Consider the following 23,612-nt stretch of genomic DNA (forward strand, 5'->3'; position numbering starts at 1 on the left):
CCGCCTCTTCCACGGCGATCTCGTCGAACGGGTTCATCGACATCTTCACATTGGCGATATCCACGCCGCTGCCGTCACTCTTGACGCGCACCTTCACGTTGTAATCGACCACGCGTTTCACGGGTACGAGGATCTTCAAAGCCGCGCTCCTTGTTTGTTTGGTCAAAGGTTTTTTGATCGGGGGATTATGTCACCGCACGAAATCGATTGACACCTTGACCTCCAGCCCAAAAAATCGTTCCATACGCATCGGTATGGGCCGCATACGGTACCGTATGGTCCAGCCTTCGTCAATACTATCCCGTATGGAAAACATGTCGATCAAACCCCGGGTTCAACTAGACCGCGACGCATGGGTCCTCGCTGCAACGGACGTGCTCGCGGACGACGGCATCGCCGGCCTGCGGGTCGAAGTACTAGCGAAGCGTCTGAAGGTCACGAAGGGCAGCTTTTACTGGCACTTCCAGGACCGGCGCGACCTCTTGATGGCGGTCCTGCAGACGTGGCGAGACGGCCGGATCCGCGACATCGTGAAGCAGACCCGGGCGCAGTCGGGGCGCGAGCTGGAGCAGATATATCACGTGATCGACGTGTATAGCGCGAGCCGCAGCCGGCGCGGAGCGATGATCGAACTGGCGGTGCGCGACTGGGCGCGACGCGATCCCGATGCCGCCGCGATCGTCGCGGAGGTCGACGAAATGCGCCTGCGCTGTGCACGCGAACTGTTCCTCGCCTGCGGCGTTCCGATGGACGAGGCGTCGAGCCGCTGCATGCTTCTCTATGCCTACGTGTTCGGGATTTCGCTGATGATCTACGACAAGTTCGACAGCGATGTCGCCCGCCTCAAGCGGGACATCGCCGACCTCATCGCGTTGTCGACCAACATGAAGGATCAGAGCGTGCGCAACGCTGGCACCGGTCGCTAGAGCGCGTCTCCGAACACGCACCTGGCATTCTCGCCGGTTGCGGCGATCACGTCGGCTGCGCTCATTCGGCGCAGGTCGGCGAGGATCTCGGCGTAGCGGCGAAGATTCACCGGCTCGTTCCGCTCACCCCGCGCCCACACGGGAGGGATGTCGGGTGCATCGGTTTCGAGCACGAGCGCATCCAGCGGCAGCCTCGCAGCAAGCTCGCGGATCCGCCGCGAGCCGTCGAACGTCATCGTCCCGCCGAAACCCAGCTTGAAGCCCATTCCGATAAGCATGTCCGCCTGCTGTCGGCTGCCGTTGAACGCGTGCGCGATTCCCCCCGGCACGTCGACGCGTCGCAACTGCTTGAGAATCGCATCGACCGCACCGCGTACGTGGAGAATTACGGGCAAAGCGAAGCGTTGCGCGAGTTTCAGCTGCGCGATGTAGAACCGTTCCTGCAGTCGGGCGTCGGGATGGTGGGCGTGAAAATCCAGCCCGATCTCGCCGACGGCGAGCGCGCCGTCGTTCGCGAGCCGGTCGGCAAGGATCTCGAGATCGCTCTCCGCGGCGCGCTCGACATAGAGCGGATGAATGCCGTACGCGGGACGGATGTCCGGGTGCGTCGCCGCGAGCACGGCGACGCGATCGAAGTTCCCGATGTCCACCGACGGGACGACGAAGCGCTCGACACCAGCCGCTCTCGCGGCGCCGAGCACTACCTCGCGGTCGCGCTCGAACTCCGCGGCATCCACATGGATGTGGGTGTCGACAAGCATCGGAACACCTGTCGGATCGACACGCTTACCGGCCGCGCCACTCCGGTTTGCGCTTGCCGATGAACGCGTCGATGCCTTCGGCGGCATCCTCGGTCATCATGTTGCAGGCCATCGTCTCGGCGGCGGTCTGGTATGCAGCGTCCATGCCCATCTCGAGCTGGCGATAGAACATCTGCTTGCCCATGCGGATCGCGACCGGCGACTTGGCGCAGATCGACGCGGTCAGCTTTGCGATCTCGTCGTCGAGCTGCTCCAGGGGCACGACGCGATTGACCAGCCCCCGGCGTTGCGCTTCGTGCGCGTCGATGAACTCGCCGGTGACGAGCATCTCGAAGGCCTGCTTGCGCCCGACGTTGCGCGACAGGCCGACGCTCGGCGTCGCGCAAAAAAGACCGACGTTGATGCCCGAAACCGCGAAGCGCGCGACGTCGGCCGCAACCGCGAGGTCGCACATCGACGCGAGCTGACACCCGGCGGCGGTCGCGATGCCATGGATCCGCGCAATCACCGGCTGCGGCAGTTCGACGAGCTTCATCATGAACTTGCTGCACAGTCGGAAAAGCGCCTGCTGGAACTCGAAAGTGTGGTTCCCGCGCATTTCCTTCAGATCGTGACCGGCGCAGAAAGCCTTGCCTTCGCCGCCGAGAACGACGACGCGCACGCTCGCGTCCTGCGCGATCGCATCCAATTCGACGATCAGCGTCTCGAGCATTGCCTGCGACAGCGAATTGAATTGCGCAGGGCGATTCAGCGTGAGATGCGCGACACCCCCTTCATCGCGGCGCACGAGCATGCGTTCGTTGTCGCCTTGAAGCATTGCACTCATTCTGCTCTCCCTTGTTCACTCAAACGATGCGGTCGACTTGGCCTGTTCCCGCAGCACGAATTTCTGGATCTTCCCGGTCGACGTCTTCGGCAGCGGTCCGAAGATGACCTTCTTCGGCGCCTTGAAGCCGGCCAGGTGTTCCTTGCAGTGGGCGATCAGCTCCGCCTCGGTCACGCTTGCGCCGTCACGGAGTTCCACGAAGGCGGCCGGCACCTCGCCCCATTTCGGATCGGGCGACGCGACCACCGCCGCGGCCATCACCGCGGGGTGCTTGTACAGCGCGTCCTCGACTTCGATCGACGAGATGTTCTCGCCGCCGGAGATGATCACGTCCTTCGAGCGGTCCTTGATCTTGACGTAGCCGTCCTCCTGCATCACCGCGAGGTCGCCGGTGTGATACCAGCCACCGCGGAACGACTCCTCGGTTGCGTCGAGGTTCTTGAGGTAACCCTTCATGACGAGGTTGCCGCGGAACATGATCTCGCCCATCGTCTGGTTGTCCCAAGGCACCGGCTCCATCGTCTCGGGATCGAGGACGGTGATGCCTTCCTGCGCGTGGTAGCGCACACCTTGACGACCGTTGAGCGCGACCTGCTCGGCGAGCGGCAGATTCTTCCATTCGTCGTGCTTCGCGCACACCGACGCGGGGCCATAGGTTTCGGTCAGACCGTAGACGTGGGTCAGATCGATGCCGATCTTCGCCATGCCTTCGATGACCGCGGCCGGCGGCGGCGCGGCAGCGACCAGGCCGTAGACTTTGTGGTTGATTCCCTCGCGCCAGGCTTCCGGCGCGTTCGCGAGCATCGAATGCACGATCGGGGCGCCGCAGTAGTGGGTGACGCCGTGCTCGCGGATCGCATCGAAGATCAGGCGCGGGTCGACACGGCGCAGGCACACGTTGATGCCCGCGTTCGCCGCCATCGTCCAAGCGAAGCACCACCCGTTGCAATGGAACATCGGCAGCGTCCACAGGTAGACCGAATGCGGCGGCATGCCCCAGCTGACGATGTTGCTCATCGCGTTGAGGTAGGCGCCGCGATGGTGATAGACGACGCCCTTCGGGTTTCCGGTCGTGCCCGACGTGTAATTCAGCGAGATCGCGTCCCACTCGTCGGCGGGCCGCTCGAACACGAAATCCGGACTTCCGGTTTCGAGGAATGCCTCGTAATCCATGGCGCCGAGACGATCACCCGGCCCGCTGTATTCGGTGTCGTCGACGTCGATGACGACCATGTCCGGACGGTTCGCGAGTTCGATCGCCTTGCTCATCACGCGGGCGAACTCGCGGTCGGTGATCAGCACCTTCGCGTCGCCGTGATTGAGCATGAACGCGACGGCTTCGGGGTCGAGGCGGGTGTTGAGCGTATTCAGCACGGCGCCGGTCGCCGGCACCCCGAAATGGCACTCGAAAAGTTCCGGCGTGTTGTTGAGGACGACGGCGACGGTATCGTTCTTGCCGACGCCGAGCTGCTTCAGCGCGGAGGCCAGCCGTCGTGCGCGCGTGTAGCTTTCGAGCCAAGTGTAGCGGCGCTTGCCATGGATGACTGCGGTGCGGTTGGGGTAAACGTAGGCGCTTCGCTCGATGAACGTGAGGGGCGTGAGGGGCACATAGTTGGCCTCGTTTTTGTCCAGCCCGATCTCGTACGGCGATGCTTTCTTCTCAGTCATTTCAACTCCGCTGTCATCAGTGATTCAAATCAGTGATTCAAGTTGGACGGAACGCCGGCTACTTACGCCCGCAGCGTTCGAGAGAGCCCGATCCTTGTCGCCCCGCCGAATCGAGGCCCGTGATCCAGCCCGCGACCTCGTTGGCCAGGCGCGCTGCCGCACGCCGGTGCGCGATCACCCCGCCTGCGGCGTCGGGAGTCGGCGCCTGCTCACGGATCACGAGCGTGCGCTGCGCGATCACATCGTCGCTTCGAGGAGCGATCAGCGAGGGACGGGCGATGATTATCGCATGGCTGTCCCGGACGGTCTCGAATTCCTGCACGAACTCGTCGAGCTCGACTCGCAGGCGACATTTGCCGTCGGGGCCGCTGTTCGACACGAGCGCGCGATCGAGCGCAAGACGGAGCATCTCGGCAGGCTCGGCGACCCAGCGCGTCTCCGAATACGCTTCGCGCTCGGCAGGCTGACGGTATTCGATGCGGTACTGCATCGCACCGGAGGACAGCCACGTCGGCGCCCGCACCTCGACCCGTGACAGCGCAAGCGGCAATGGCGGATCGACAGGTGTCGCGATGCCAAGGTCGAAAAAGGCGAATCGGGCGGCCGGAACACCGAGGTTCCCGCATCCAGCGACAGCCAGGCCAAGTACCAGGATCGCAGCCCACTTCTGCCGTCTCGTCACCGACATCATTGACACCCCTTTGCGTTCACTTGTTCGGATCGAACCCCGCCTCCCCCGGGCCGGGAGGCGGTTGCATACGCCCGATCAGCAACATCTGCGGCGACGACTGTACTTCCTCGATCAGCCGGTTGAGCCGCTGCGACGTTCCGGTCAGCTCTTTCAGCAGGCCGTTGAGCTGCGGCAGCGTGTTGTCGATGAGCCCCTCGCCGGTTGCCGCCGCAGCGGCATCGAGGTTACCGGCCATCGCCTGCAGACGAACCATCAGCGTCCGCATTTCCGTCACTGCCGGCGTCACTTCGCCGCTCGCCTGCTCGAGGTTGGCAAGCGTCGCCGACAGACGCTGCAGATTTTCCCGGCTCAGCGCAGCCCGGATCGTCGCGAGGGTCGCGGGCGCATCGGCAAACGTGCGATCGATGCCGACCGACGCCGATTCCAGGCGCTCGAGCGTGGTCTCGACCCGCCCCAGATTCTCGTCGTTGAAAAATTGCGCGAGCCGGTCCGCAACGAACTTGATGCGCTCGGCAGCGTCGAGCGTGCTGTCGGTCAGTTGGTCGAGCAGCCCCGGGTCGAGCGTCAATCGCGGCGGCCCAAGCCCCTCCGCGACGAGCGGCGTCCGGTCGTCTCCGCGGTCGTCGAGCTGCACGTAGGCGATCCCCGTCACACCCTGGTACCCGAGCCTAGCCCGCGTTCCGCGCGTCACAGGCAAATCTTCCCGTATCTCGATCGAGACGAGGATCTTCAACGGATCCTCCGGGTCGATGCCGATCTTTGTGACCTTCCCCGCCGAGATGCCACGAAAACGGACGTCGCCTTCGACGTTCAGGCCGGTGACGCTGCCCCGCGATTCGAGCACGTATTGCCTGACTGCCGCGCGCCCGTCCGAGAACCACCACAGCGCGAAAACGAGCGCGGTCCCGAGGACCAGCGCGAACAACCCCGCGGCGAGTGCGTGCGAGCGATTTTCCATCAGCCCTTCTCCCCTCTGCGCGCCAGCGCCCGGCGCCCATGTTCGCCATGAAAAAAGCGCGCGACGAACGGATGATCGAGTTCCATCGTCTCCTCCAGCGAGGCGTAGCTCAGAATGCGGCGCTCCGCGAGGACCGCGACTTTCGACGCGAGCGACGCGAGCGTGTCGATATCGTGCGTGACCAGCACCACGGTCAGCCCGAGCCGATCGCGTAGCGAGCGGATCAAGCCGACAAATGCCTCGCTACGGTCCGGGTCTAGCCCCGCGGTCGGCTCGTCGAGCAGCAGCAGTTCCGGTTCGAGTGCGAGCGCGCGCGCAAGCGCAACCCGCTTGATCATCCCGCCCGACAACTGCGACGGCATCAGCAGTGCGGTCGACGGTTCGAGCTCCACCATCGCGAGCTTCAGCGCGACGAGGTCGCGGACCTCGCGAGCCGTGACGACCCGCAATTCACGCAACGGAAAACCGATGTTCTCCGCCACCGTCAGTGCCGAGAAGAGCGCGCCGTGCTGGAACAGGACGCCAAAGCGCTGCCGCCGGGCCCGCTGTTCACGTGCGCTGCCGGCGAAAAGTGGTTCGCCGAACAGGGAGACGGTACCTTCAGCGGGCCGGGTGAGCCCGATCACGTGTCGCAGCAAGGTCGTCTTGCCACTGCCGGACCCGCCGACGAGCGCAACGACTTCGCCGCGTGCGACCGTCAGGTCGACCCCGTCATGGACGACGGAATTCCCGAAGCGCGTCACGATTCCCCGCATTTCGATGACCGGCTCGTCGCTCATCCCGGCACCCCGATGGAGCGCGTGGCGATCGCGAAGACCGCATCGACGAGGATCACCGCCGTGATCGCCGAGACCACCGACGCGGTGGTGTTCGCCGACAGGCTCTCGGTGTTCGGCCGCACGCGCAGCCCGAAATGACACGCGACCAGCGCGATCAGCAAGCCGAACGCAGCGCCCTTCGCGAGCGCGATGTAGAGGTTCGCGATCGGCACGACGCGCGGCAGCGTGTCGAGGAAGAAGCCGAAGCTGAGATCGAGCTGCATCCAGGCCGACACCATCCCGCCGAGCAGCGCGACGCCCGACGTCCACAGCACCAGGAGCGGCATCGCGAGCGTCAGCGCGACGACTTTCGGCAGCACGAGGCGTCGCGTGCGGGAGATGCCCATCGCCGTCAGCGCGTCGAGTTCCTCGGTCACCCGCATGACGCCGAGTTGCGCCGTCATCGCCGACCCGGAGCGGCCCGCGACCAGTACCGACACGAGCACCGGCCCGAGTTCGCGGACGATGCCGAGCCCGAGGATATTGACGATGTAGATGTCGGCGCCGAAGGCGCGCAGCTGCAGCGCGGACAGGTAGGACAGCACGACGCCGATCAGAAAGCCGACGAGCGCCGCTACCGGCGTCGCCTTCGCGCCGACCTTGAACACGTTGGCCGAAATCTCGAACAGCGGCCAGTCGCGCGGATGGCGGATCAGATAGACGAAGTCGAGGACGAGTTGGCCGAGAAGGCGGACGAGACCGACGACGTGATCGAACAGACCGAGCTGGACGCGACCGAGCGCGACCACGGCGTCGATCAGCGTATAGGATCGCGGCTCGGGAAGCGGCACGGCCGCGGCGTCGGCGACGCGTTCGATCGTCGCCTTCAGCGCATCGTCGGCTTCGAGCTCGCGCGGCCAGCGCTCGCCCCAGGCGTGCCAGAGCAAGGTCGCGCCAAAGCTGTCGAGTCGCGACACGGCGAGTTGCCAGTCCGCGTCGCCGCCCGCGAGCGCGAGTTCCTTCCGGATTTCCGCTGCCCGCGACGCCAGCGAGCGGAGGGTCCAGTCGCCCTCGACGCGGACGACCGGAGCGGCTCCGGGCCGCGCAGCCGATGACGCGATGACCCTCGGATCGCCGGTCATTCCGCTTCGAGCAAAACCGGCTTCGTGCGCAGCAAGAGTTTCCGTCCCACCGATTGCCACTGACGCTGCTCTTCCTCGATCGAGGCCGCGGTCAGCGGCAGCTTCTGGAGCCAGCCGTCCGCGACGCCGACGACGAAATCGCGTCCGTTGCGTTCGATGTCGATAGGCGGGATTCCGCGCCCGTCGCGTGCGCGGTGGATGAGGGCCGCGAGCCGCAGGCAGACGATCAACAGCCAGTCCCGGCTGTCCGGGTCGATGGCCCCGACGCGCTCGAGCTTGCCGCGATGCGCGAGCACGACGCGCGCGAGGCGCCCCTGGTCCATCCGCGAAAAGCCGGGCATGTCGGCGTTCGCGAGAATGTATGCGCTGTGCTTGTGGTAGCTCGAATGGGCGACCGATATTCCGATTTCGTGGAGCATCGCGGCCCACTGCAGGAAGCGGCGATCGGGATGTTCGGGATCCTTCGTTTCAGGGAGCAGGCGGGACAGCAGGAAGCACGCCGTGGCACCGACCTCTTCGGCCTGTTTCCGGTCGATGCCGTAGCGACTCACGAACGACGCAACCGTCGCGTCGCGCAAGTCGTGATGGTGGTAGCGTCCGAGCAGGTCGTACAGCACGCCCAGGCGCAACGCGCCCTCCGAAAAAACCATGCGCTCGAGGCCGAACTCCTGGAACACGGCCGACATGATCGAGAAGCCGCCGAGCAGCACCGGCAGGCGGTCGCTCCTGAGGCCGGCGAGTTGCAGGCGGTCCAGGCTTCCGGCACGCAGCAGCGCGGCGCGCAGTCGCTCGAGGCCTTCGCGCGTGATACCGCTGTCGGAAAAACCGTTCTGCTCGAGAATTTCCGCCAGCGCCTTGGCCGACCCGCTCGATCCGACCGCGTCCTCCCACCCGGTCTCCCGGTACGCATGCGCAATCGTCTGCAGTTCGCCCCGAGCCGCCATTTCGGCCTCGCGCAGGCAGTGCTTGTCGATACGCCCCTGCGGAAAGTACTCGAGGCTGTAGTGCACGCAGCCCATGTACAGCGATCCGAGCTGAAGCGGCTCGAAGCTCTTGCCGATGATGAACTCGGTCGAACCGCCGCCGATGTCCACGACCAGCTGCTGACGGTGCGGATTGGGCAGCGTGTGCGCGACGCCGACGTAGATCAGCCGCGCCTCTTCGCGCCCGGCGATGACCTCGATCGGCACGCCGAGCGCGGCCTCCGCCTTGACCAGAAAAGCCGGCGAATTCTTCGCGACGCGCAGGGTGTTCGTCGCGACCGCGCGGACCGCCTCCGGCGCGAAGCCGCGCAAGCGCTCGTTGAAGCGCTGCAGCGCGACGAGACCCCGCTGCTGGGAGGCGGCGTCGAGCAACTTGCCCGGCGACAGGCCGGCGGCAAGGCGGACGGATTCCTTGAGACCGTCGAGCGGGTAGATCTGGTCGTTCACGATCCGTCCCACCTGAAGCCGGAAACTGTTGGAACCGAGGTCGATCGCAGCTATCAGTTCTTGCATCATCGTGGGCGGGAAGGGTCGGGCGGCGATCCTGAGTCTGGGGTCGCGCGCATTCTAACCGCCCGCGTCGGCATCACGCCAAACCCGAATCACCGCGAAAACCTCGGAGGGGAACTCGCCGAAGTCGCTTCTGTCATGAATCCTTAAAGCAAATGACACATAATCAGCGCAGGCAAATGTTGCGCCCGGACGCAAACAAATGGACAGGTTCCCGATCACTCCCCGCTTTCCAACCGAACATTTCATCAACCGGGAACTGTCGCTGCTGCAATTCCAGCGTCGTGTTCTGGCGCAAGCCGCGGACGACACCGTTCCGCTTCTCGACCGGCTGCGCTTTCTCTGCATCGTCTCGAGCAACCTAGACGAGTTTTTCGAAATCCGTGTCTCCGGCATCAAGGAACAGATCCGGCTGGGGGGCCGCAATACGGGCATCGACGGCCTGACGCCGACCCAGCTGCTCGACCGCGTGAGCAGCGAGGTTCACGAGCTCATCGCGGAGCAGTATGCGTTGCTCAACGACGACATCCTGCCGGCGCTCGAAGCCGAAGGCATCGTTTTCCTGCGCCGCGGATTGTGGAGCGACGTGCAGCGCGCGTGGGTCAAGGACTATTTCCTGCGCGAGGTGATGCCGGTGCTGACGCCGATCGGACTCGACCCGGCGCATCCGTTTCCGCGCGTCCTCAACAAGAGCCTGAACTTCGCGGTCCAACTCGAAGGGCTCGACGCGTTCGGCCGCGACTCGGGCGCTGCGATCGTGCAGGCACCGCGCGCGCTCCCGCGGGTGATTCGCCTGCCGGAAGAAATCTGCGACCACGAATACACGTTCGTGTTCCTGTCGTCGGTGCTGCACGCGCACGTCGGCGAGCTGTTCTCCGGGATGAACGTCCATGGCTGCTACCAGTTCCGCGTCACGCGCAACTCGGATCTCTTCGTCGACGAGGAAGAGGTCAAGGACTTGCGCGCGTCGTTGAAGGGCGAACTGCAGCAGCGCCATTTCGGCGATGGCGTCCGGCTCGAAGTCGCCGACAATTGCTCCGAGAAGATGGCGAACTTCCTGCTTCAGCATTTCCGGCTGAGCCCGAAGGACCTCTACCGTACGCCCGGCATAGTCAACCTCGTGCGGCTGATGCAGGTGCCGGACTGGGTGGTCCGCCCGGACCTGAATTACCGGCCCTTCCTTCCCGGCCTGCCGAAAGCGCTCGAGAAGAGCAGCGAGATCTTCGAGACGATCCGTCGTCAGGACGTGCTGCTGCACCACCCGTTCCAGAGTTTCACGCCGGTGATCGACCTGCTCCGCGCGGCGGCGGACGATCCGGACGTGCTCGCGATCAAGATGACGGTCTATCGCACCGGGACCGACTCGGTGCTGATGGAACACTTGGCCCGCGCGGCGCAGAAAGGCAAGGAAGTCACTGTCGTGCTCGAACTGATGGCGCGCTTCGACGAGGAGGCGAACATCAGCTGGGCCAACCGCCTCGAGGAAGTCGGCGCGCATGTCGTCTACGGCGTTTTCGGCTACAAGACGCACGCGAAGCTGCTGAGCGTGGTTCGGCGCGAACCGGGCGGGCTGCGCCGCTACGTGCACCTGGGCACCGGCAATTACCATCCGCGCACCACCCGTTTCTACACCGACTTCGGGCTGCTGACGTGCAACGAGGAAATCGGCGCCGACGTCGCCGAGGTCTTCAAGCAGCTCACCGGGCTCGGCAAGGCGAGCACGCTGAAACATCTGTGGCAGGCGCCCTTCGCGTTGCACGCGAACGTCATTGCGGGGATCAACAACGAAGCGGAGATCGCACGTGCCGGGCGCAAGGGCAGGATCATCGCGAAGATGAACGCGCTCCTCGAGCCCGAAACGATCGAGGCGCTCTATACCGCCTCGCAGGCCGGCGTGGAAATCGACCTGATCATCCGCGGTCCCTGCGCCCTGCGGCCCGGCGTCGAGGGGCTGTCGGAGAACATCCGCGTCCGCTCGGTCATCGGGCGCTTCCTCGAACACCACCGCATCTTCCACTTCCACGCCGACGGCGCGGACCACGTGTATCTTTCGAGTGCGGACTGGATGGACCGCAACTTCTTCCGTCGCATCGAAATCGCGTTTCCGATCCTCGACCCGCGGCTCAAGCGTCGGGTCGTCCGCGAAGGCCTGCGGGCGTATCTCAACGACAACTGCCAGGCGTGGGAGATGCTCGAGGACGGTCGCTATCGCCGCAAGACGCCGCGCGGGCTGCGTCGCGCCGCGCAAACGATCCTGCTCGGCGAGCTCGCCGGTGAAGTGCACTGAACCGCTCGCAAGCCCGTAACCGTCGAGCAGTCGATCCATCATCGGCGCTGTATGCAGCGCGAAAGCGGTGAGCGGCCGCCTTCGCGCGGCGGCGACGTCATTCCGCCGGGCCAATCACCACAGGACCATTCGCCCAACCGTACGCGGGCAACGGGGAACGCGCGGACTACTTGCGCTTCGCGTCGATCACGTCGCGCACTTCGCGGATCAGCGTGACGGCGCGCTGGATCTGCGCGACGCTGCCGACCTCCATCGTGAACTTCATGAACGCGACGCCTTTCTTCGTCAGCGTATTGACCGCGATCACGTTGAGCTTCTCGCGCGACAGCACTTCCGAGATGTCCCTCAGCAAGCCTTGCCGGTCGACCGCCTGAACTGCGATATCGACGGGGAATACGGAATTGCGGTTGTTGTACGCCTGCTCGCCCCACTCCGCCTCCATCACCCGCTCGGGATGCTCGGCGGCAAGACGCTGGAAGTCGAGGCAGTCGACGCGATGGATCGAAATTCCGCGCCCGCGGGTGACGAAACCCTCGATTGCATCCGGCGGCGCGGGTTTGCAGCAGCGGCCCAGCGAGGTGAGCAACTTTCCGACGCCGACGATCAGCACCTTGTCGCTCGAATCCCCGGCCCGGCTGCGACCGACGACGATCTCCGGCTCGGTCGCCGTCGGCGCCTCTTCCGCGTGCGCATCGCGCAGCGCCAACTGCACCGCGCGCGGACCGAGCTCGCCGCGACCGGCCGCGAGGAACATAGATTCCGCGTTCTTGAAACCGAGCTTGCCGGCGACCTCGTCGATGTTGGCCTGTGCGTGCCCCTCGCGCTGGAGCTCCCGCGTGACGACGCTCCGCCCGCGTGACAGGAGTTCTTCCTCTTCGAGCTGGCTGAAATACTGCTTGATCTTCGTGCGCGCGCGGCTCGTCGCGACGTAAGCCTGCTGCGGCTTGAGCCAGTCGCGCGACGGACCGCCCTCCTTCGCCGCAGTGATCTCGACCGTCTGACCGTTCTCGAGCGGCGTGTTGAGCGGGACCAGATGGCCGTCGACTTTCGCGCCGCGACAGCGATGCCCGAGATCGGTGTGCAGCCGGTACGCGAAGTCGATCGGCGTAGCGCCGCGCGGCAGATCCACGACCTTGCCCTGCGGCGTCACGACATAAATCGCGTCGTCGAGCGACGCCCGCCTGAACTTCTCGACCCAGTCCGCCGAGTCCGCGACCTCGTCGCGCCATGACAGGAGGCTGCGCAGAAGCGCGATCTTCTCGTCGTAATCGCCGCCGTGGCCCTTTCCTTCCTTGTACCGCCAGTGCGCCGCGACGCCCAGTTCGGCATGCTTGTGCATGTCGTGCGTGCGGATCTGGACTTCGAGCGCTCGACCGTCACCGGCGAGCACCGCCGTGTGCAGCGACTGGTAGTTGTTGCCCTTCGGGTTGCTGATGTAGTCGTCGAACTCCTGGCCGATCGGCTGCCAGATCTGATTGACGATGCCGAGAACCGTGTAGCAATCGCGCACATTATCGACCAGCACCCGCAGCGCGCGAATGTCGTACACCTGCGAGAAATCGAGGCGCTTCGCGCGCATCTTGTTGTAGATGCTGTAGATGTGCTTCGGCCGGCCATAGACTTCGGCCTTGATGCCGACCTCGGCGATCTCCCCTTTCAGGCGATCGATCGCCGCCTGGATGAAGTTCTCGCGCTCGACCCGGCGCTCGTCGAGCATCTTTGCGATGCGCTTGTAGGTCTCCGGCTCGATGAAGCGAAACGCCCGATCCTCGAGCTCCCACTTCAACTGCCAGACGCCGAGGCGGTTCGCGAGCGGGGCGTAGATGTCGAGGCTTTCGCGTGCGATGTCGATCCGCGCCTCGCTCTTGTTCTCGGTGAAATAGCGCAGCGTCTGCGTCCGCGACGCGAGCCGCAACAGCACGACGCGGATATCCTCGACCATCGCGAGAAGCATCTTGCGCAGCACTTCGGTCTGCGCCCGGATCTCGGGCGCGCTCGCGGTCGCCGTCATCCGCGACAACAGCCGCAGGCCGTTGAGCTTGCGCAGGCCCTCGACGAGTCGCGCGACCGCGTCGCCGAAACGCTCGCCGATCATCCCGACGGGGTCCTCGACGTAATCGCCGATCGCGAACAGCAGCGCCGCGACCCTCGTTTCCGCATCGAGCCGCAGCGATGCGGCGATCAGCGCCATCCCGAGCGCGTGCGTCCAGACGGATTCGCCGCTGCCGAGCACGTGGGTCTCGTAGATGCCCTCGGCAAGTTCGAGGGCTCGCTGCACCATCGCGCACTCGTCGTCCTGCAGACCTTCTGCAAGGAGCTCAATCGGCGCCGCGACGGCATCCTGGGAAATCGCATGTGTGACGGAAACCATGGCGGCGATTATCCCATACTGGCCGTCATCCACGCCCCACGGGGACGTCGGATCCCGAACCGTGTGCGATCATCCGGGGCTCGCCGAAAACGACAATGCCAATGCGCAAGATCACCCCCAACCCCTACGTGCTCCTGACCCTCACCGCGCTGTTCTGGGCCGGCAACATGGTGATCGGGCGCGGACTGCGTGAAGCGGTCCCGCCGATGGCGCTGGCGTTCTGGCGCTGGACGATCGCGCTCGCGCTCGTGCTGCCGTTCGCGCTGCCCCATCTGCGCGCGCAATGGCCGCAGCTCAAGGCGGGCTGGCGCGCCGTCCTCCTGCTCGGACTGCTCGGGGTCGGCGGATACAACACTTTCGCGTACATCGCGTTGCAATACACGACGGCGACGAGCGCGACGCTGTTGAACTCGTTCACGCCCATCGCGACGATCGCGCTCGCGTTCGTGCTGCTCGGCAAACGCCTGAGCCGGCTCGAAGCCGCGGGAGTCGTCGTCTCGCTCGCCGGGGTCATGACCCTCATCGCGCGCGGCAGCCCGGAAACCCTGCTCGGCTTGTCGCTCAACACCGGCGACTTGTGGATGCTGCTCGCAGTGCTGATCTGGGGGATCTACACCGTCGGCCTGCAGTGGCGGCCGGCCGGCGTCGACCCGATGCTGATGCTCGCCGCCTTCACCGTCGTCGGCGTCGCGGCGCTGGTTCCCGCGTACGCGTGGGAAGTCGCGAGCGGCCGTCACGTCGATGCGAGCTTTTCAGCGATCGCGGGCATTCTTTACGTCGGAATCTTTCCGGGCTTTCTCGGCTACGTATTCTACAACGCGGGCGTCGCCGCGGTCGGCCCGAACCGCGCGTCGCTCTTCATCCACCTGATGCCGGTGTTCGCGTCGATTCTCGCCGCGATCTTTCTCGGCGAACGGCCGGCCCAATATCACTTCGTCGGCATCGCGCTCGTCTTTTTCGGCATCTTCCTGACCACCCGGAAACTCGCGCGCTGATCGACGATGCTGGAATTTCTTCGCAAATGGCGACGGGCGCGCAAGCTAGCCGGGCTGACGGTCTCGCCCGCGATGTGGCGCCGCGTCGAAGCAGGATTGCCGTTTCTCGATTTCCTCGACGGCGATCAGCGCGAGCGATTGCGCGAACTCGCCCGCGGATTCCTCGTGGACAAGCAGTTCCACGGCGCGCAGGGCCTCGTGCTGCGCGACGATATCCTGCTCGCGATTGCGCTGCAGGCCTGTCTGCCGATTCTCGAGATCGGCCTCGACGCCTACCGCGGCTGGGTCGGCGTCGTCGTCTATCCGGGGGACTTCGTCATCCGGCGGCACGAAATGGACGAGAGCGGCGTCGTCCATGAATACGACGACGAAGTCCTCGGCGAAGCCTGGGAGGGCGGGCCGGTGCTGGTGTCGTGGTACGACGAGGGCGACGCGCCGACGGGCATCAACGTCGTGATCCACGAGTTCGCGCACAAGCTCGACATGGAAAACGGCGGCGTCGACGGGCTGCCCAAACTGCCGGTCGGGATGAGCCGCAGCGCGTGGGCGGCTGCGTTCAACGACGCGTATCAGCGTTTCTGCGCCGAGGTCGACGCGGGCGAAGCGACTTTTCTCGACCCGTACGCGTCCGAGAGCCCGGGCGAGTTCTTCGCCGTTGCTTCCGAAGCCTTCTTCGAATCGCCCTGCCAGATGGAGCACGAATTTCCCGCGGTCTATGAACAGCTTCGCGGCTTCTACCGCCTCGACCCGGCGGCAGGCGAGCGGCGCGTCCGCGAGCAAAGACGCGCAGGCGGAGAGGTCCAGCTGGACCTCTCCGCCAAGTCCGACGAGGACGGCATCGCATGAGACTTGCAACCGTACTATCCGTCATAGGCCGGTTCTCCGGCGTTGTACATTCGGCGGAAGGCGCTTCGCTTTTACGCCCTGCGTGTCGTCACGAAGGCTAGTCCGGTGACCGGACACAAGCGCCTCCTCGTCGTCTTCCACACGCAATCCGGCAATACCGGGCGGCTCGCGGAAGCCGTCGTCCGCGGCGCGCGGCGCGTCGACGAGATCGACACGATCGTCAAGCGCGCGTCTGAGGCCGGGGTCGACGACCTCCTCGCTTCCGATGGACTGCTGCTCGGCACGCCGGAGAACTTCGGCTACATGTCGGGCGCGCTGAAGGACTTCTTCGACCGCACTTTTTATCCGTGCGAAGGCAAGCTCACCGGCCTGCCCTACGCGGTTTTCGTCAGCGCGGGCAACGACGGCAGCGGCGCGGTCCGCGAGATCGGGCGCATCGCGCTCGGCTATGGCTGGAAACTCGTATCGGACGCGGTGATCGCCCGCGGTTCGGTCACCGACGAGGCGCTCGCGGACTGCGAAGCGCTGGGCGAAGCCCTCGCCACCGGAATCTCGTTGGGCATATTCTGAAATGCTCTTCAAATTTCCGGCACATCGTTTTCGACTGTCGATGTCGATATAGATCAGGCACCACGCGCGCTTTCGGCGCCCGGTTTACGTTCACGTCAAATTCGATTTGCCACCCCCGGAGGGGGCGTCTAAGCTTGAAGAGCAGCAAATGAGTATCAACCTTACTGCTCTTCCCGGAGGACGATTTATGGCTATTACCTGGATTCTGGTTGCCAACGCCAGTCTGGCTAAGCTGTATGCGAACCTCGGCCCGAACAAGGGGCTGACACTGGTCAAGGAACTGATCCATCCGGAAAGTCGACAGAAAAACTCGGAACTGGTCACCGACCGTTCCGGCCATCAGGCGACGGCGGCCAGCGGACAGGGCAGCAAGCTGCCACAGACCGCTCCGAAAACCTACGAAGCAAAGCTTTTCGCACAGGAGATCGCACAGGAACTCTATCTCGGGCGCGCGAAGAACGCGTTTGGACGCGCCATCGTGTTCGCCCCGCCCGCTTTCATGGGCATGCTCAATGCCGTCCTGGACAATCCGACCGCGCAGCTGATCACCGATCGTTTCGAAAAGGACTACACGAAGGAGCCCGAACCCGTGCTCCGGGAGCGCCTCGCTTCCTGCCTTTTCCTCTGATTCGTCGACCGTCTCCCGTCAGGAGACGCAGGGACCGCAGCACGCGGTCCCGATGAGCCGCGGGGCGCTTGGCGCCCCGCTTCGTTTGTTGCCATCCGATTTCGCCGCGGTTCAGTGCCGCCAGTGATGCTCGCTAAAATGCAGGTGCTGCGCGGTCTCCATCATCGCCAGGAAATCGGCGCGACTCATCTGGATCAGCTTCTCGTGGTCACCGGCCTCGAAATAGATCTCGTCCTGGTCGGCCAGACTGTCGTCCATCACCATCCGCAACCCATAGGCCGCGCCAAGCGGCGGAATCGCACCCGGCTCGCAGTCCTCGAACAGCGTCGAGATTTCATCCTCGCCGACGAAGCGCAACTGCCGGTTCATCTCCTTCCCGAGCCAGCCCAGATGCACGTGATGGGTCGATGGCAGCACTGCCATCAGGTAACCGTCCTCATCCTCGAGCACGACGGATTTCGCGAGACAGTTTCCCGGCACGCGCGCGAGCTGCGCCGTCTCCATGCTGCTGTATGAATGCGGGTGCGTGAGCACGTCGTAGCGCAAGCCGTGCTCGCTCATGTACTCCTGAACCTTCGACGCGATCGCCATGGTCGTTCTCCTCGCTTTCGATCTCCCGGCAACGGGCCGCCTCGTTCGCGGGTCGTTCGCCCGCAGCTTCTGCCGCGGCGCCCACCTGTTTCATTTTAGGACGCCGACCGCGAGACTGCCGGGTCGGGGGCGCGTCCGACGAGCGCGCTTGCGGCCGGCCCGGAGCGGGACTAGAAAGAAAATCCCAGTCGGATACGCGCCCGGAGGTGTCGCGATGGCCTTGCGTTTCTATCACGGCGGCGGTTCTCCCTATTCCTGGCGGGTGTGGCTCGCGCTCGAACACAAGGGCATCCCGTACGAGCAGAAAGTCCTGTCTTTCGATGCAGGGGACCTCAAGAAGCCGGAATACCTTGCGATCAACCCACGCGGAAAGGTGCCGGCTATCGTCGACGACGGCGTGTCGCTCTACGAATCCGCGGCCATCCTCGAATATCTCGACGAACGCTACGACGAGCCGCCGCTGCTCTTTCCGGGTGACATCGGGCGACGGGCGCTGATTCGCCGGATGGTGCGCGAGGCCGACCAGTACGCGGCCGACGCGCTCGAGAAGTTCGTCGCGGAGATCCTCTACACCGAGCAGGCGCGATGGCGCCCCGAGCCGATCATGGATGCGCGCGACGAGTTCATCGGCGAGCTCGACCGCTGGGAGTCGACGATCCACGGAGACACGCTCGCCGGCGAACTGTCGGCGGCCGACTTCACGCTCTATCCGATCATTGCGCTTGCGTTGCGAATCGAGAAGCGCAAGCCCGACCTCGGACTCCGAGAGCGGATCGGTCCGAAGACCGCTGCGTGGATGACCCGGATCGAAGGCCTGCCGTACTTCGCGCGCACCTGGCCGTCACATTGGACGTGAGGCGTACCGCCCCGAATCCCGGCAAGGGGCAACCTGGAAGGCTCTGAACAGCTCGAATGCGTCCGTCCGCCCCGCACCCGCCAGTGGGGGTCTCGCGGGGCTTCGACACGCTGGGGCCTGACGATTTCCGGTTGCCGCCCGGAATGCCCCTCGGCGGTGAAGCCGATGGCGGCGGAAGGACTCCATGCGGGACCAGCGCGTGAAGAGCGAACGCGCCCTTACCTGCCCGTCCCGCCGCTGACTGACCACTGCCGGATCGGCGTGTAGTGGGCGCCGTCTTCGCGCCTTAGCGACTCCATCAGCGCGAAGCCGTCGACGCGCCACTCGATCGGGTCGACCGTGCGCTCGGGCAGGGTCGCACGCGCGTTGCGCAAAAGCGTGACATGGGGCGCGAAGCTGCGCTGCTCGACCGGGAACCCGGCCGCCGCGAGTTCGCCGTTGAGCCGGCCGACGAGCGCCGCGAGCGGCGGCGGGGTTTCGTGCGCGCCAGCCCAGACGATGCGGTTGTGCCGCCAGCCGGCGAGCCGGTCGAGCGCAAGCGTGAAGGCCGCGGCGCCGACGCGGTCGCCGACCGCGAGCAGCGCGGCAAGGCGTTCCTGCGCCACATCGCCGATGAACGCGAGCGTCATGTGCAGCGTGTCACGGCGCATGCGGCGGCCGTCGCACAGCGCATGCGCCTCGCCGCCGAGCGCGTGCAGCCGTTTTGCGACCGGCGCCGCGGGCCACAGCGCGAAGAACACGCGCGCGGGCGGCGGCGGCTTCGCGAGCGGCGAGCCGTCAGGCATCGCCCGCTTTCCGCGCGAGCAATGCGACGACCTGGGCCGCGATGCCTTCGCCGCGACCGGTGAAGCCGAGCTTCTCGGTCGTCTTGCCCTTGATGTTCACCGCGGACGCCTCGACCGCGAGGTCCGCGGCGATGTTCGCCACCATCTGCGGCGCGTGCGGCAGGATCTTCGGCGCGCGGCAGATCACTGTCGCGTCGATGTTCACGACCTCGAAGCCCGCCGCGCGTACCGCCGCGAAGGCTTGGCGCAGCAGCACGCGGCTATCGGCGCCGGCATGAGCCGGATCGGTGTCCGGAAAAAGCCGCCCGATGTCGCCGAGGCCCGCTGCGCCGAGGAGCGCGTCGGTCAGCGCGTGCAGCAGCACGTCGGCGTCGGAGTGCCCGAGCAGACCACGGTCGTGCGGAATCGTCACGCCGCCGATGATCAGCGGACGGCCGGGCACCAGCGCGTGCACGTCGAAGCCCTGCCCGATGCGGAATGGAATGCTCATTTCAACAAGCCTCGCGGTTCGACAGGATCCACTCGGCCAGATGCAGGTCGAGCGGGAAAGTGACTTTCAGGTTCGTCGCATCGCCTTCGATGAGACGCGGATGCAGGCCGGCGGCCTCGATCGCGCTCGCCTCGTCGGTAACGTTGGATGCCGCTTCGAGCGCGCGGCGCAACATCACGTAGCGGAACATCTGCGGCGTCTGCGCCTGCCACAACATGTCGCGCGGCACCGTTCCGATCGCGCGGCGATGGCCGTCCGCGCGCTTCAGCGTGTCGGCGACCGGCACCGCGAGCAGGCCGCCGACCTCGTCGCCGGCGAGTTCACGAACGAGCTTCTCGATGTGCCAGGCCGCAAGGCACGGGCGGGCGGCGTCGTGGACGAGGACCCAGTCGGACTGCTCGGCCTCGCGCGAGATCGCGCGCAGCCCGGCGAGCACGCTGTCGGCGCGCGTCGGGCCGCCGCAGAACAGCGGCACGAGTTTCGGGCCGAGCGCGGACCAGTCGTGGCTGCCCCATTCGGCGTCGTCGACCGACAGCACGACGAACACCTTGTCGATCTCCGGCGCGCCGCACAGCACCGACAGCGAATGGAAGATCAGCGGCTTGCCGAGCAGCGGCAGATACTGCTTCGGGCGAACCGCCCCCATGCGGCTGCCGCTGCCCGCTGCCGGGACGACGGCGAAATGTTTTGGATGGAAATTCTGCATGGCGCGGATTCTAACCGCGCCCAAGCCCCCCGAATGCCGTGATCTTCGCGTTCACTTCGTCAGGCGCTTCACGCCGGCGACGAAGCGCGCGAGGGTGTCCGACAGCACGCCGCGCGGAATCATCGCCTCGATCAGCTGGAAGCGGCCCCGCGTCGCGATCGCATGTTCGAGCGCGGCGCGCAGCTCGGCGCGCGTGCGCACCCGCACCCCGTCGCCGCCGAGCCCCCCCGCCATCGACGCGAAGCCCCAGTCGTCGAGGTTGTTGAACTCGGACTCCGGCTGGAACGTCCGCAGCATCTCCCACGACGAATTGTTCAGCACGAGCACGATCGGGTCCCAGCGGTAGCGGCGGCAGTTTCCGAGCTCCCACCCCGTCATCTGAAAGGCGCCGTCCCCGACGAGGATCAGCGGCCGTTCGCCGGATGCGGCCTGCAGCCCGAGCCCCGCCGGCACGCCGAAGCCCATCGTCGCGTAGTAGGCGGACGCGACGAGCGCGGTCGGCTCGATGTCCATCGCGGTAAACAAACAATCGCCGGTGTCGGCCGCGATCGGCATCCGCCCGTGCGCATCCATCAAATCGTTGATCGCGATCGCAATGTCGTTCGGCGTGATCGGCTCCGCATCGGCCTGCAGGCCGCGCGGATAACTCCGGCGCTCCACCGTCACTACCCGCGCGGGTTCCGCAGCCCGCTCCAGCAGCGCATCGACGAACGCGTCGAGCGGAATGTCGGCGTAGGTGTGATAGCCGAGCGACACGCGTTGGTCGAGCGCCTGGATCGTCTTGCGCAGGTCGATCTGGCGCGACGACACGCCGAAGTTCGTGTCCGAGATGATCACGCCGAGCAGCAGCAGTGCGTCGGACTGCTCGACGAGATCGGTGACTTCCGGGCGCCCGGCGACGCCGAGATACGTCCCGACGAGCGGCGCCTCGATGCCCGACAGCAGGCCGCGGCCGAGGATGCTCGTGACGACCGGTACGCCGAGCCGGCGCGCGAGCTCGCCGACTTTCGTCTCGAGCCCGAAGCGCCGCACCTCGACGCCGACCATCAGGACCGGCGATGCGGCCCGGCGGATCCGGGCGAGGACTTCGTCGACGCAGGCCGCGAGCGCTTCCCGATCGGCCGCCTTCGACGCCTCCGCGACGACCGGCTCGCACGGCACGCCGACCATGTCGCGCGGCAGTTCGATATAGACCGGGCGCGATTCGCGCAGGCAGCTCGCGAGCACCCGCGCGATCTCGCGCGGCGCGGTGCGCGTGTCGGTCAGGCGCGCCTGGTCGCATGTGATTTCGCGGTAGATCTCGAACTGCGAATTCAGCGTCTTCGCCTGGTGGTGCAGCAGCAGACCGGACGTCGCCTCGCCGGAGCCGGGCGCGCCCGAGATCACGACGACCGGCGACTTCTCGGCATAAGCCCCGGCGACCGCGTTCACCATGTTCAGCGCGCCTGCGCCGTACGTGACCGCGGCGACGCCGAGCCCCGAGCGGAAGCGCGCGGTCGCGTCCGCCGCGAAGCCGACGCCGGGCTCGTGGCTCAGCGTATGCAGCGGCAGGATTCGCGACTCCTCGATGATCTTGAAGAACGGCAGCGCGAAATCGCCGGGGATGCCGAAAATCTCGCGTGCGCCATGGTCGCGCAACGCAGTCAGAAGAACTTGGGAGAGATTCATGATGACTCCATGCACGGGTTGAAGCCCCAGATTACGCGCACCATCGAAGCATTTTATTTTCTTTTTCGCGATTCAAACGCAATCTTATGCCCCAACGATTTTTTGATTCGGCGAGCAGCGACACGTCCCGACTCGTTGCGGGCAGCCGCGGTCACGGGCCCTTCGCGCGCGGCCTATAATGCCCGTAGCCGCCCCCTCCCCGCGGCTCCGGTTCTCGTTTTCAGCAAGGGATCCCATGGCTACTGCTTCGATTCGCCCGGCCGCAGTCGCCGGGCAGTTCTATCCGAACGACCCGCAGGCGTTGCAGGCCCAGATAGGCGAAATGCTGTCGGCGGCCGTGCCGCTCGAAACCGTCTCGTCGCCGAAAGCCCTGATCGTGCCGCACGCCGGTTATGTCTATTCCGGTCCGGTTGCCGCGACGGCTTACGCGACGCTCGGCTCGCTGCGCGACACAATCCGCCGCGTCGTCCTCCTCGGGCCGGCGCACCGCGTCCCGGTCGCCGGCTTCGCGCTGCCGGCGGCGCAGTTCTTCTCAACGCCGCTCGGCCTCGTTCCGCTCAGCTACGACGACTCGCGCACGCTGCGGGAGCGGCACGACGTCGTCGTCGATGACCGGCCGCACGCGTTCGAACACAGCCTCGAAGTCCAGCTGCCGTTCCTGCAAACGGTGCTCGACGCATTCGAACTGACACCGCTCGTCGTCGGCAACGCCAGTCCCGCTGCGGTCGCCGACGTCCTGACCCAGCTCTGGGGTGGACCCGAGACGCTGATCGTGATCAGCTCCGACCTGTCGCACTACCACCCCTATTCCCACGCACAGATGACCGACCGCGGCACGGTCGGGCAGATCCTGAGGATGCGTGCACAGCTCGATCATGAGCAGGCGTGCGGCGCGACGCCGGTGAACGGCCTGATCCAGGTCGCTTCGCAGCACGGGCTCGAGCCCCAGCTGCTCGATCTGCGCAATTCCGGCGACACCGCGGGCGATCGTGCGCGCGTCGTCGGCTACGCAAGCGTCGCCTTCTGCGAGTCCCCCGTCCATGCTCCTGCTGCCCGACACTGAACTCGGCCCGACCCTCCTCGATCGCGCGCGTCACGCAATCGAGCACGAACTCGGCGTGAAGGACGTCCCCCCCGTCGACGACGCGCGGCTCGCGAGCCGCGGGGCGACCTTCGTCACGCTGCGGCTTTCGGGCGACCTGCGCGGCTGCATCGGCAGCGTCCGGGCGCAACGCGCGCTCGGCCACGACGTTGTCCTCAATGCGATCGGCGCCGCGACGCGAGACCCGCGCTTCCTGCCGGTCGGGGTACACGAGCTGAACGATATCCGGGTCGAAGTGTCTTTGTTATCGGAACCGCAGTTCCTCGATTTCGCCGACGAAGACGACCTGCTCGGCCAGTTGCGGCCGGGCATCGACGGTTTGATGCTGTTCAGCGGCTGCCGCAGCGCGACTTTCCTGCCCCAAGTGTGGGAGCAGCTTCCCGATCCGCGCGACTTTCTCGACGCGCTCCTGCGCAAGGGCGGCATCCGTTCGATGCACAACCTGATGGCCGCGAGTTATACCGTCCGGAAGTGGCAGGAATGATCGACGGGCA

23 protein-coding genes and 1 pseudogene are annotated in these 23,612 nt (G+C 65.8%); 9 read left to right on the top strand and 15 right to left on the bottom strand.

The genetic code is table 11. From position 1 onward, the window contains the following. A pseudogene (locus ROZ37_RS14850) lies at nt 1-139 on the bottom strand (electron transfer flavoprotein subunit beta/FixA family protein); the annotation flags it as partial. Between the two features lie 166 nt (nt 140-305). Between ROZ37_RS14850 and ROZ37_RS14855 the strand changes: the two are divergent. After that, the gene (locus tag ROZ37_RS14855) at nt 306-926 is read left to right on the top strand and encodes a TetR/AcrR family transcriptional regulator (RefSeq protein ID WP_312660422.1); all 621 of its coding nucleotides are present in this window, start codon (nt 306-308) and stop codon (nt 924-926) included. Here the strand turns inward: ROZ37_RS14855 and ROZ37_RS14860 are convergent. The 8 genes from ROZ37_RS14860 to ppx form a co-directional block, all read right to left on the bottom strand. Continuing rightward, complete coding sequence (locus ROZ37_RS14860) at nt 923-1,687, bottom strand: TatD family hydrolase (protein ID WP_312660424.1); 765 nt, start codon at nt 1,685-1,687, stop codon at nt 923-925. The genes ROZ37_RS14855 and ROZ37_RS14860 overlap by 4 nt on opposite strands. 25 nt (nt 1,688-1,712) lie before the next feature. Beyond that, a complete protein-coding gene (locus tag ROZ37_RS14865; RefSeq protein ID WP_312660425.1) occupies nt 1,713-2,513 on the bottom strand; it encodes an enoyl-CoA hydratase in 801 nt (266 codons plus the stop codon). 15 nt (nt 2,514-2,528) lie between these two features. Beyond that, nucleotides 2,529-4,181, bottom strand: a complete 1,653-nt coding sequence (locus tag ROZ37_RS14870) for an acyl-CoA synthetase (protein WP_312660427.1) — start codon at nt 4,179-4,181, stop codon at nt 2,529-2,531. Between the two features lie 58 nt (nt 4,182-4,239). Further along, on the bottom strand, nt 4,240-4,731 hold the full coding sequence (locus tag ROZ37_RS14875) for an ABC-type transport auxiliary lipoprotein family protein (protein WP_312660429.1): 492 nt from the start codon (nt 4,729-4,731) through the stop codon (nt 4,240-4,242). Between the two features lie 157 nt (nt 4,732-4,888). After that, the gene (locus ROZ37_RS14880; protein WP_312660430.1) at nt 4,889-5,830 is read right to left on the bottom strand and encodes an MlaD family protein; all 942 of its coding nucleotides are present in this window, start codon (nt 5,828-5,830) and stop codon (nt 4,889-4,891) included. Beyond that, nucleotides 5,830-6,609 carry an ATP-binding cassette domain-containing protein gene (locus ROZ37_RS14885; RefSeq protein ID WP_312660432.1) on the bottom strand — a complete coding sequence of 260 codons (780 nt, stop codon included), beginning with the start codon at nt 6,607-6,609 and terminating at the stop codon, nt 5,830-5,832. Before ROZ37_RS14885 ends, ROZ37_RS14880 begins: the two co-directional genes overlap by 1 nt. Next, the gene (locus ROZ37_RS14890) at nt 6,606-7,730 is read right to left on the bottom strand and encodes an ABC transporter permease (RefSeq protein ID WP_312660434.1); all 1,125 of its coding nucleotides are present in this window, start codon (nt 7,728-7,730) and stop codon (nt 6,606-6,608) included. Before ROZ37_RS14890 ends, ROZ37_RS14885 begins: the two co-directional genes overlap by 4 nt. Next, nucleotides 7,727-9,229: an exopolyphosphatase gene (gene ppx / locus ROZ37_RS14895; RefSeq protein WP_312660436.1), complete on the bottom strand. Its 1,503-nt coding sequence runs from the start codon at nt 9,227-9,229 to the stop codon at nt 7,727-7,729. The genes ROZ37_RS14890 and ppx overlap by 4 nt, the downstream gene beginning before the upstream one ends. Nucleotides 9,230-9,425: 196 nt before the next feature. Here ppx and ppk1 point away from each other — a divergent pair, with 196 nt between their 5' ends. After that, the gene (ppk1, locus tag ROZ37_RS14900) at nt 9,426-11,510 is read left to right on the top strand and encodes a polyphosphate kinase 1 (RefSeq protein WP_312660437.1); all 2,085 of its coding nucleotides are present in this window, start codon (nt 9,426-9,428) and stop codon (nt 11,508-11,510) included. Between the two features lie 166 nt (nt 11,511-11,676). Here the strand turns inward: ppk1 and ROZ37_RS14905 are convergent, their stop codons facing one another. After that, nucleotides 11,677-13,881 (bottom strand): bifunctional (p)ppGpp synthetase/guanosine-3',5'-bis(diphosphate) 3'-pyrophosphohydrolase, encoded by a 2,205-nt coding sequence (locus ROZ37_RS14905; protein WP_312660438.1) that lies wholly within the window; start codon nt 13,879-13,881, stop codon nt 11,677-11,679. 101 nt (nt 13,882-13,982) lie between these two features. On the opposite strand from ROZ37_RS14905, the gene ROZ37_RS14910 reads away from it, so the two are divergent. The 4 genes from ROZ37_RS14910 (at nt 13,983) to ROZ37_RS14925 (ending at nt 16,920) form a co-directional block, all read left to right on the top strand. Beyond that, nucleotides 13,983-14,876 carry a DMT family transporter gene (locus ROZ37_RS14910; protein ID WP_312660439.1) on the top strand — a complete coding sequence of 298 codons (894 nt, stop codon included), beginning with the start codon at nt 13,983-13,985 and terminating at the stop codon, nt 14,874-14,876. Between the two features lie 6 nt (nt 14,877-14,882). Continuing rightward, on the top strand, nt 14,883-15,722 hold the full coding sequence (locus ROZ37_RS14915) for a zinc-dependent peptidase (protein ID WP_312660441.1): 840 nt from the start codon (nt 14,883-14,885) through the stop codon (nt 15,720-15,722). A 105-nt stretch (nt 15,723-15,827) separates the two neighbouring features. Further along, complete coding sequence (locus ROZ37_RS14920; protein WP_312660442.1) at nt 15,828-16,292, top strand: NAD(P)H-dependent oxidoreductase; 465 nt, start codon at nt 15,828-15,830, stop codon at nt 16,290-16,292. A gap of 187 nt (nt 16,293-16,479) precedes the next feature. Further along, nucleotides 16,480-16,920: a host attachment protein gene (locus tag ROZ37_RS14925; protein WP_312660591.1), complete on the top strand. Its 441-nt coding sequence runs from the start codon at nt 16,480-16,482 to the stop codon at nt 16,918-16,920. 111 nt (nt 16,921-17,031) lie between these two features. Here the strand turns inward: ROZ37_RS14925 and ROZ37_RS14930 are convergent, their stop codons facing one another. Next, a complete protein-coding gene (locus ROZ37_RS14930; RefSeq protein ID WP_312660444.1) occupies nt 17,032-17,511 on the bottom strand; it encodes a YbaK/EbsC family protein in 480 nt (159 codons plus the stop codon). Nucleotides 17,512-17,725: 214 nt separating this feature from the next. Between ROZ37_RS14930 and ROZ37_RS14935 the strand changes: the two genes are divergently transcribed. Further along, nucleotides 17,726-18,367, top strand: a complete 642-nt coding sequence (locus tag ROZ37_RS14935) for a glutathione S-transferase family protein (protein ID WP_312660445.1) — start codon at nt 17,726-17,728, stop codon at nt 18,365-18,367. Nucleotides 18,368-18,585: 218 nt separating this feature from the next. Here the strand turns inward: ROZ37_RS14935 and thpR are convergent, their stop codons facing one another. From thpR to ipdC, 4 genes are read right to left on the bottom strand one after another with little or no spacing between them, the layout of a single operon-like run. Continuing rightward, nucleotides 18,586-19,152 (bottom strand): RNA 2',3'-cyclic phosphodiesterase, encoded by a 567-nt coding sequence (gene thpR / locus ROZ37_RS14940; protein WP_312660446.1) that lies wholly within the window; start codon nt 19,150-19,152, stop codon nt 18,586-18,588. Next, the gene (ispF, locus tag ROZ37_RS14945) at nt 19,145-19,642 is read right to left on the bottom strand and encodes a 2-C-methyl-D-erythritol 2,4-cyclodiphosphate synthase (protein WP_312660447.1); all 498 of its coding nucleotides are present in this window, start codon (nt 19,640-19,642) and stop codon (nt 19,145-19,147) included. The genes thpR and ispF overlap by 8 nt, the downstream gene beginning before the upstream one ends. A 1-nt stretch (nt 19,643) precedes the next feature. Next, the gene (gene ispD / locus ROZ37_RS14950) at nt 19,644-20,348 is read right to left on the bottom strand and encodes a 2-C-methyl-D-erythritol 4-phosphate cytidylyltransferase (RefSeq protein ID WP_312660448.1); all 705 of its coding nucleotides are present in this window, start codon (nt 20,346-20,348) and stop codon (nt 19,644-19,646) included. 51 nt (nt 20,349-20,399) lie between these two features. Further along, entirely contained in the window at nt 20,400-22,016 is a 1,617-nt protein-coding gene (ipdC, locus tag ROZ37_RS14955; RefSeq protein WP_312660450.1) for an indolepyruvate/phenylpyruvate decarboxylase, read from the bottom strand. A gap of 235 nt (nt 22,017-22,251) precedes the next feature. Here ipdC and amrB point away from each other — a divergent pair, with 235 nt between their 5' ends. Both amrB and amrA read left to right on the top strand, forming a co-directional pair. After that, nucleotides 22,252-23,079, top strand: a complete 828-nt coding sequence (gene amrB / locus ROZ37_RS14960; RefSeq protein ID WP_312660451.1) for an AmmeMemoRadiSam system protein B — start codon at nt 22,252-22,254, stop codon at nt 23,077-23,079. After that, entirely contained in the window at nt 23,057-23,602 is a 546-nt protein-coding gene (gene amrA, locus ROZ37_RS14965) for an AmmeMemoRadiSam system protein A (protein ID WP_312660452.1), read from the top strand. The genes amrB and amrA overlap by 23 nt, the downstream gene beginning before the upstream one ends. Nucleotides 23,603-23,612: the final 10 nt, after the last annotated feature.

This window comes from Aromatoleum sp. (assembly GCF_032027225.1).
GTDB lineage: Bacteria > Pseudomonadota > Gammaproteobacteria > Burkholderiales > Rhodocyclaceae > Aromatoleum.

Excerpts from the sequence above, each read along its gene's own strand:
- ROZ37_RS14930 (WP_312660444.1), bottom strand. The coding sequence starts at position 17,511 with ATGGCGATCGCGTCGAAGGTTCAGGAGTACATGAGCGAGCACGGCTTG.
- ppk1 (WP_312660437.1), top strand. The coding sequence starts at position 9,426 with ATGGACAGGTTCCCGATCACTCCCCGCTTTCCAACCGAACATTTCATC.
- ppx (WP_312660436.1), bottom strand. The coding sequence starts at position 9,229 with ATGATGCAAGAACTGATAGCTGCGATCGACCTCGGTTCCAACAGTTTC.
- ispF (WP_312660447.1), bottom strand. The coding sequence starts at position 19,642 with ATGAGCATTCCATTCCGCATCGGGCAGGGCTTCGACGTGCACGCGCTG.
- ROZ37_RS14905 (WP_312660438.1), bottom strand. The coding sequence starts at position 13,881 with ATGGTTTCCGTCACACATGCGATTTCCCAGGATGCCGTCGCGGCGCCG.
- ROZ37_RS14860 (WP_312660424.1), bottom strand. The coding sequence starts at position 1,687 with ATGCTTGTCGACACCCACATCCATGTGGATGCCGCGGAGTTCGAGCGC.
- ROZ37_RS14910 (WP_312660439.1), top strand. The coding sequence starts at position 13,983 with ATGCGCAAGATCACCCCCAACCCCTACGTGCTCCTGACCCTCACCGCG.
- ROZ37_RS14880 (WP_312660430.1), bottom strand. The coding sequence starts at position 5,830 with ATGGAAAATCGCTCGCACGCACTCGCCGCGGGGTTGTTCGCGCTGGTC.
- ROZ37_RS14855 (WP_312660422.1), top strand. The coding sequence starts at position 306 with ATGGAAAACATGTCGATCAAACCCCGGGTTCAACTAGACCGCGACGCA.
- ROZ37_RS14915 (WP_312660441.1), top strand. The coding sequence starts at position 14,883 with ATGCTGGAATTTCTTCGCAAATGGCGACGGGCGCGCAAGCTAGCCGGG.
- ROZ37_RS14865 (WP_312660425.1), bottom strand. The coding sequence starts at position 2,513 with ATGAGTGCAATGCTTCAAGGCGACAACGAACGCATGCTCGTGCGCCGC.
- ROZ37_RS14885 (WP_312660432.1), bottom strand. The coding sequence starts at position 6,609 with ATGAGCGACGAGCCGGTCATCGAAATGCGGGGAATCGTGACGCGCTTC.
- ROZ37_RS14925 (WP_312660591.1), top strand. The coding sequence starts at position 16,480 with ATGGCTATTACCTGGATTCTGGTTGCCAACGCCAGTCTGGCTAAGCTG.
- ROZ37_RS14890 (WP_312660434.1), bottom strand. The coding sequence starts at position 7,730 with ATGACCGGCGATCCGAGGGTCATCGCGTCATCGGCTGCGCGGCCCGGA.
- amrA (WP_312660452.1), top strand. The coding sequence starts at position 23,057 with ATGCTCCTGCTGCCCGACACTGAACTCGGCCCGACCCTCCTCGATCGC.
- amrB (WP_312660451.1), top strand. The coding sequence starts at position 22,252 with ATGGCTACTGCTTCGATTCGCCCGGCCGCAGTCGCCGGGCAGTTCTAT.
- thpR (WP_312660446.1), bottom strand. The coding sequence starts at position 19,152 with ATGCCTGACGGCTCGCCGCTCGCGAAGCCGCCGCCGCCCGCGCGCGTG.
- ROZ37_RS14870 (WP_312660427.1), bottom strand. The coding sequence starts at position 4,181 with ATGACTGAGAAGAAAGCATCGCCGTACGAGATCGGGCTGGACAAAAAC.
- ipdC (WP_312660450.1), bottom strand. The coding sequence starts at position 22,016 with ATGAATCTCTCCCAAGTTCTTCTGACTGCGTTGCGCGACCATGGCGCA.
- ispD (WP_312660448.1), bottom strand. The coding sequence starts at position 20,348 with ATGCAGAATTTCCATCCAAAACATTTCGCCGTCGTCCCGGCAGCGGGC.
- ROZ37_RS14935 (WP_312660445.1), top strand. The coding sequence starts at position 17,726 with ATGGCCTTGCGTTTCTATCACGGCGGCGGTTCTCCCTATTCCTGGCGG.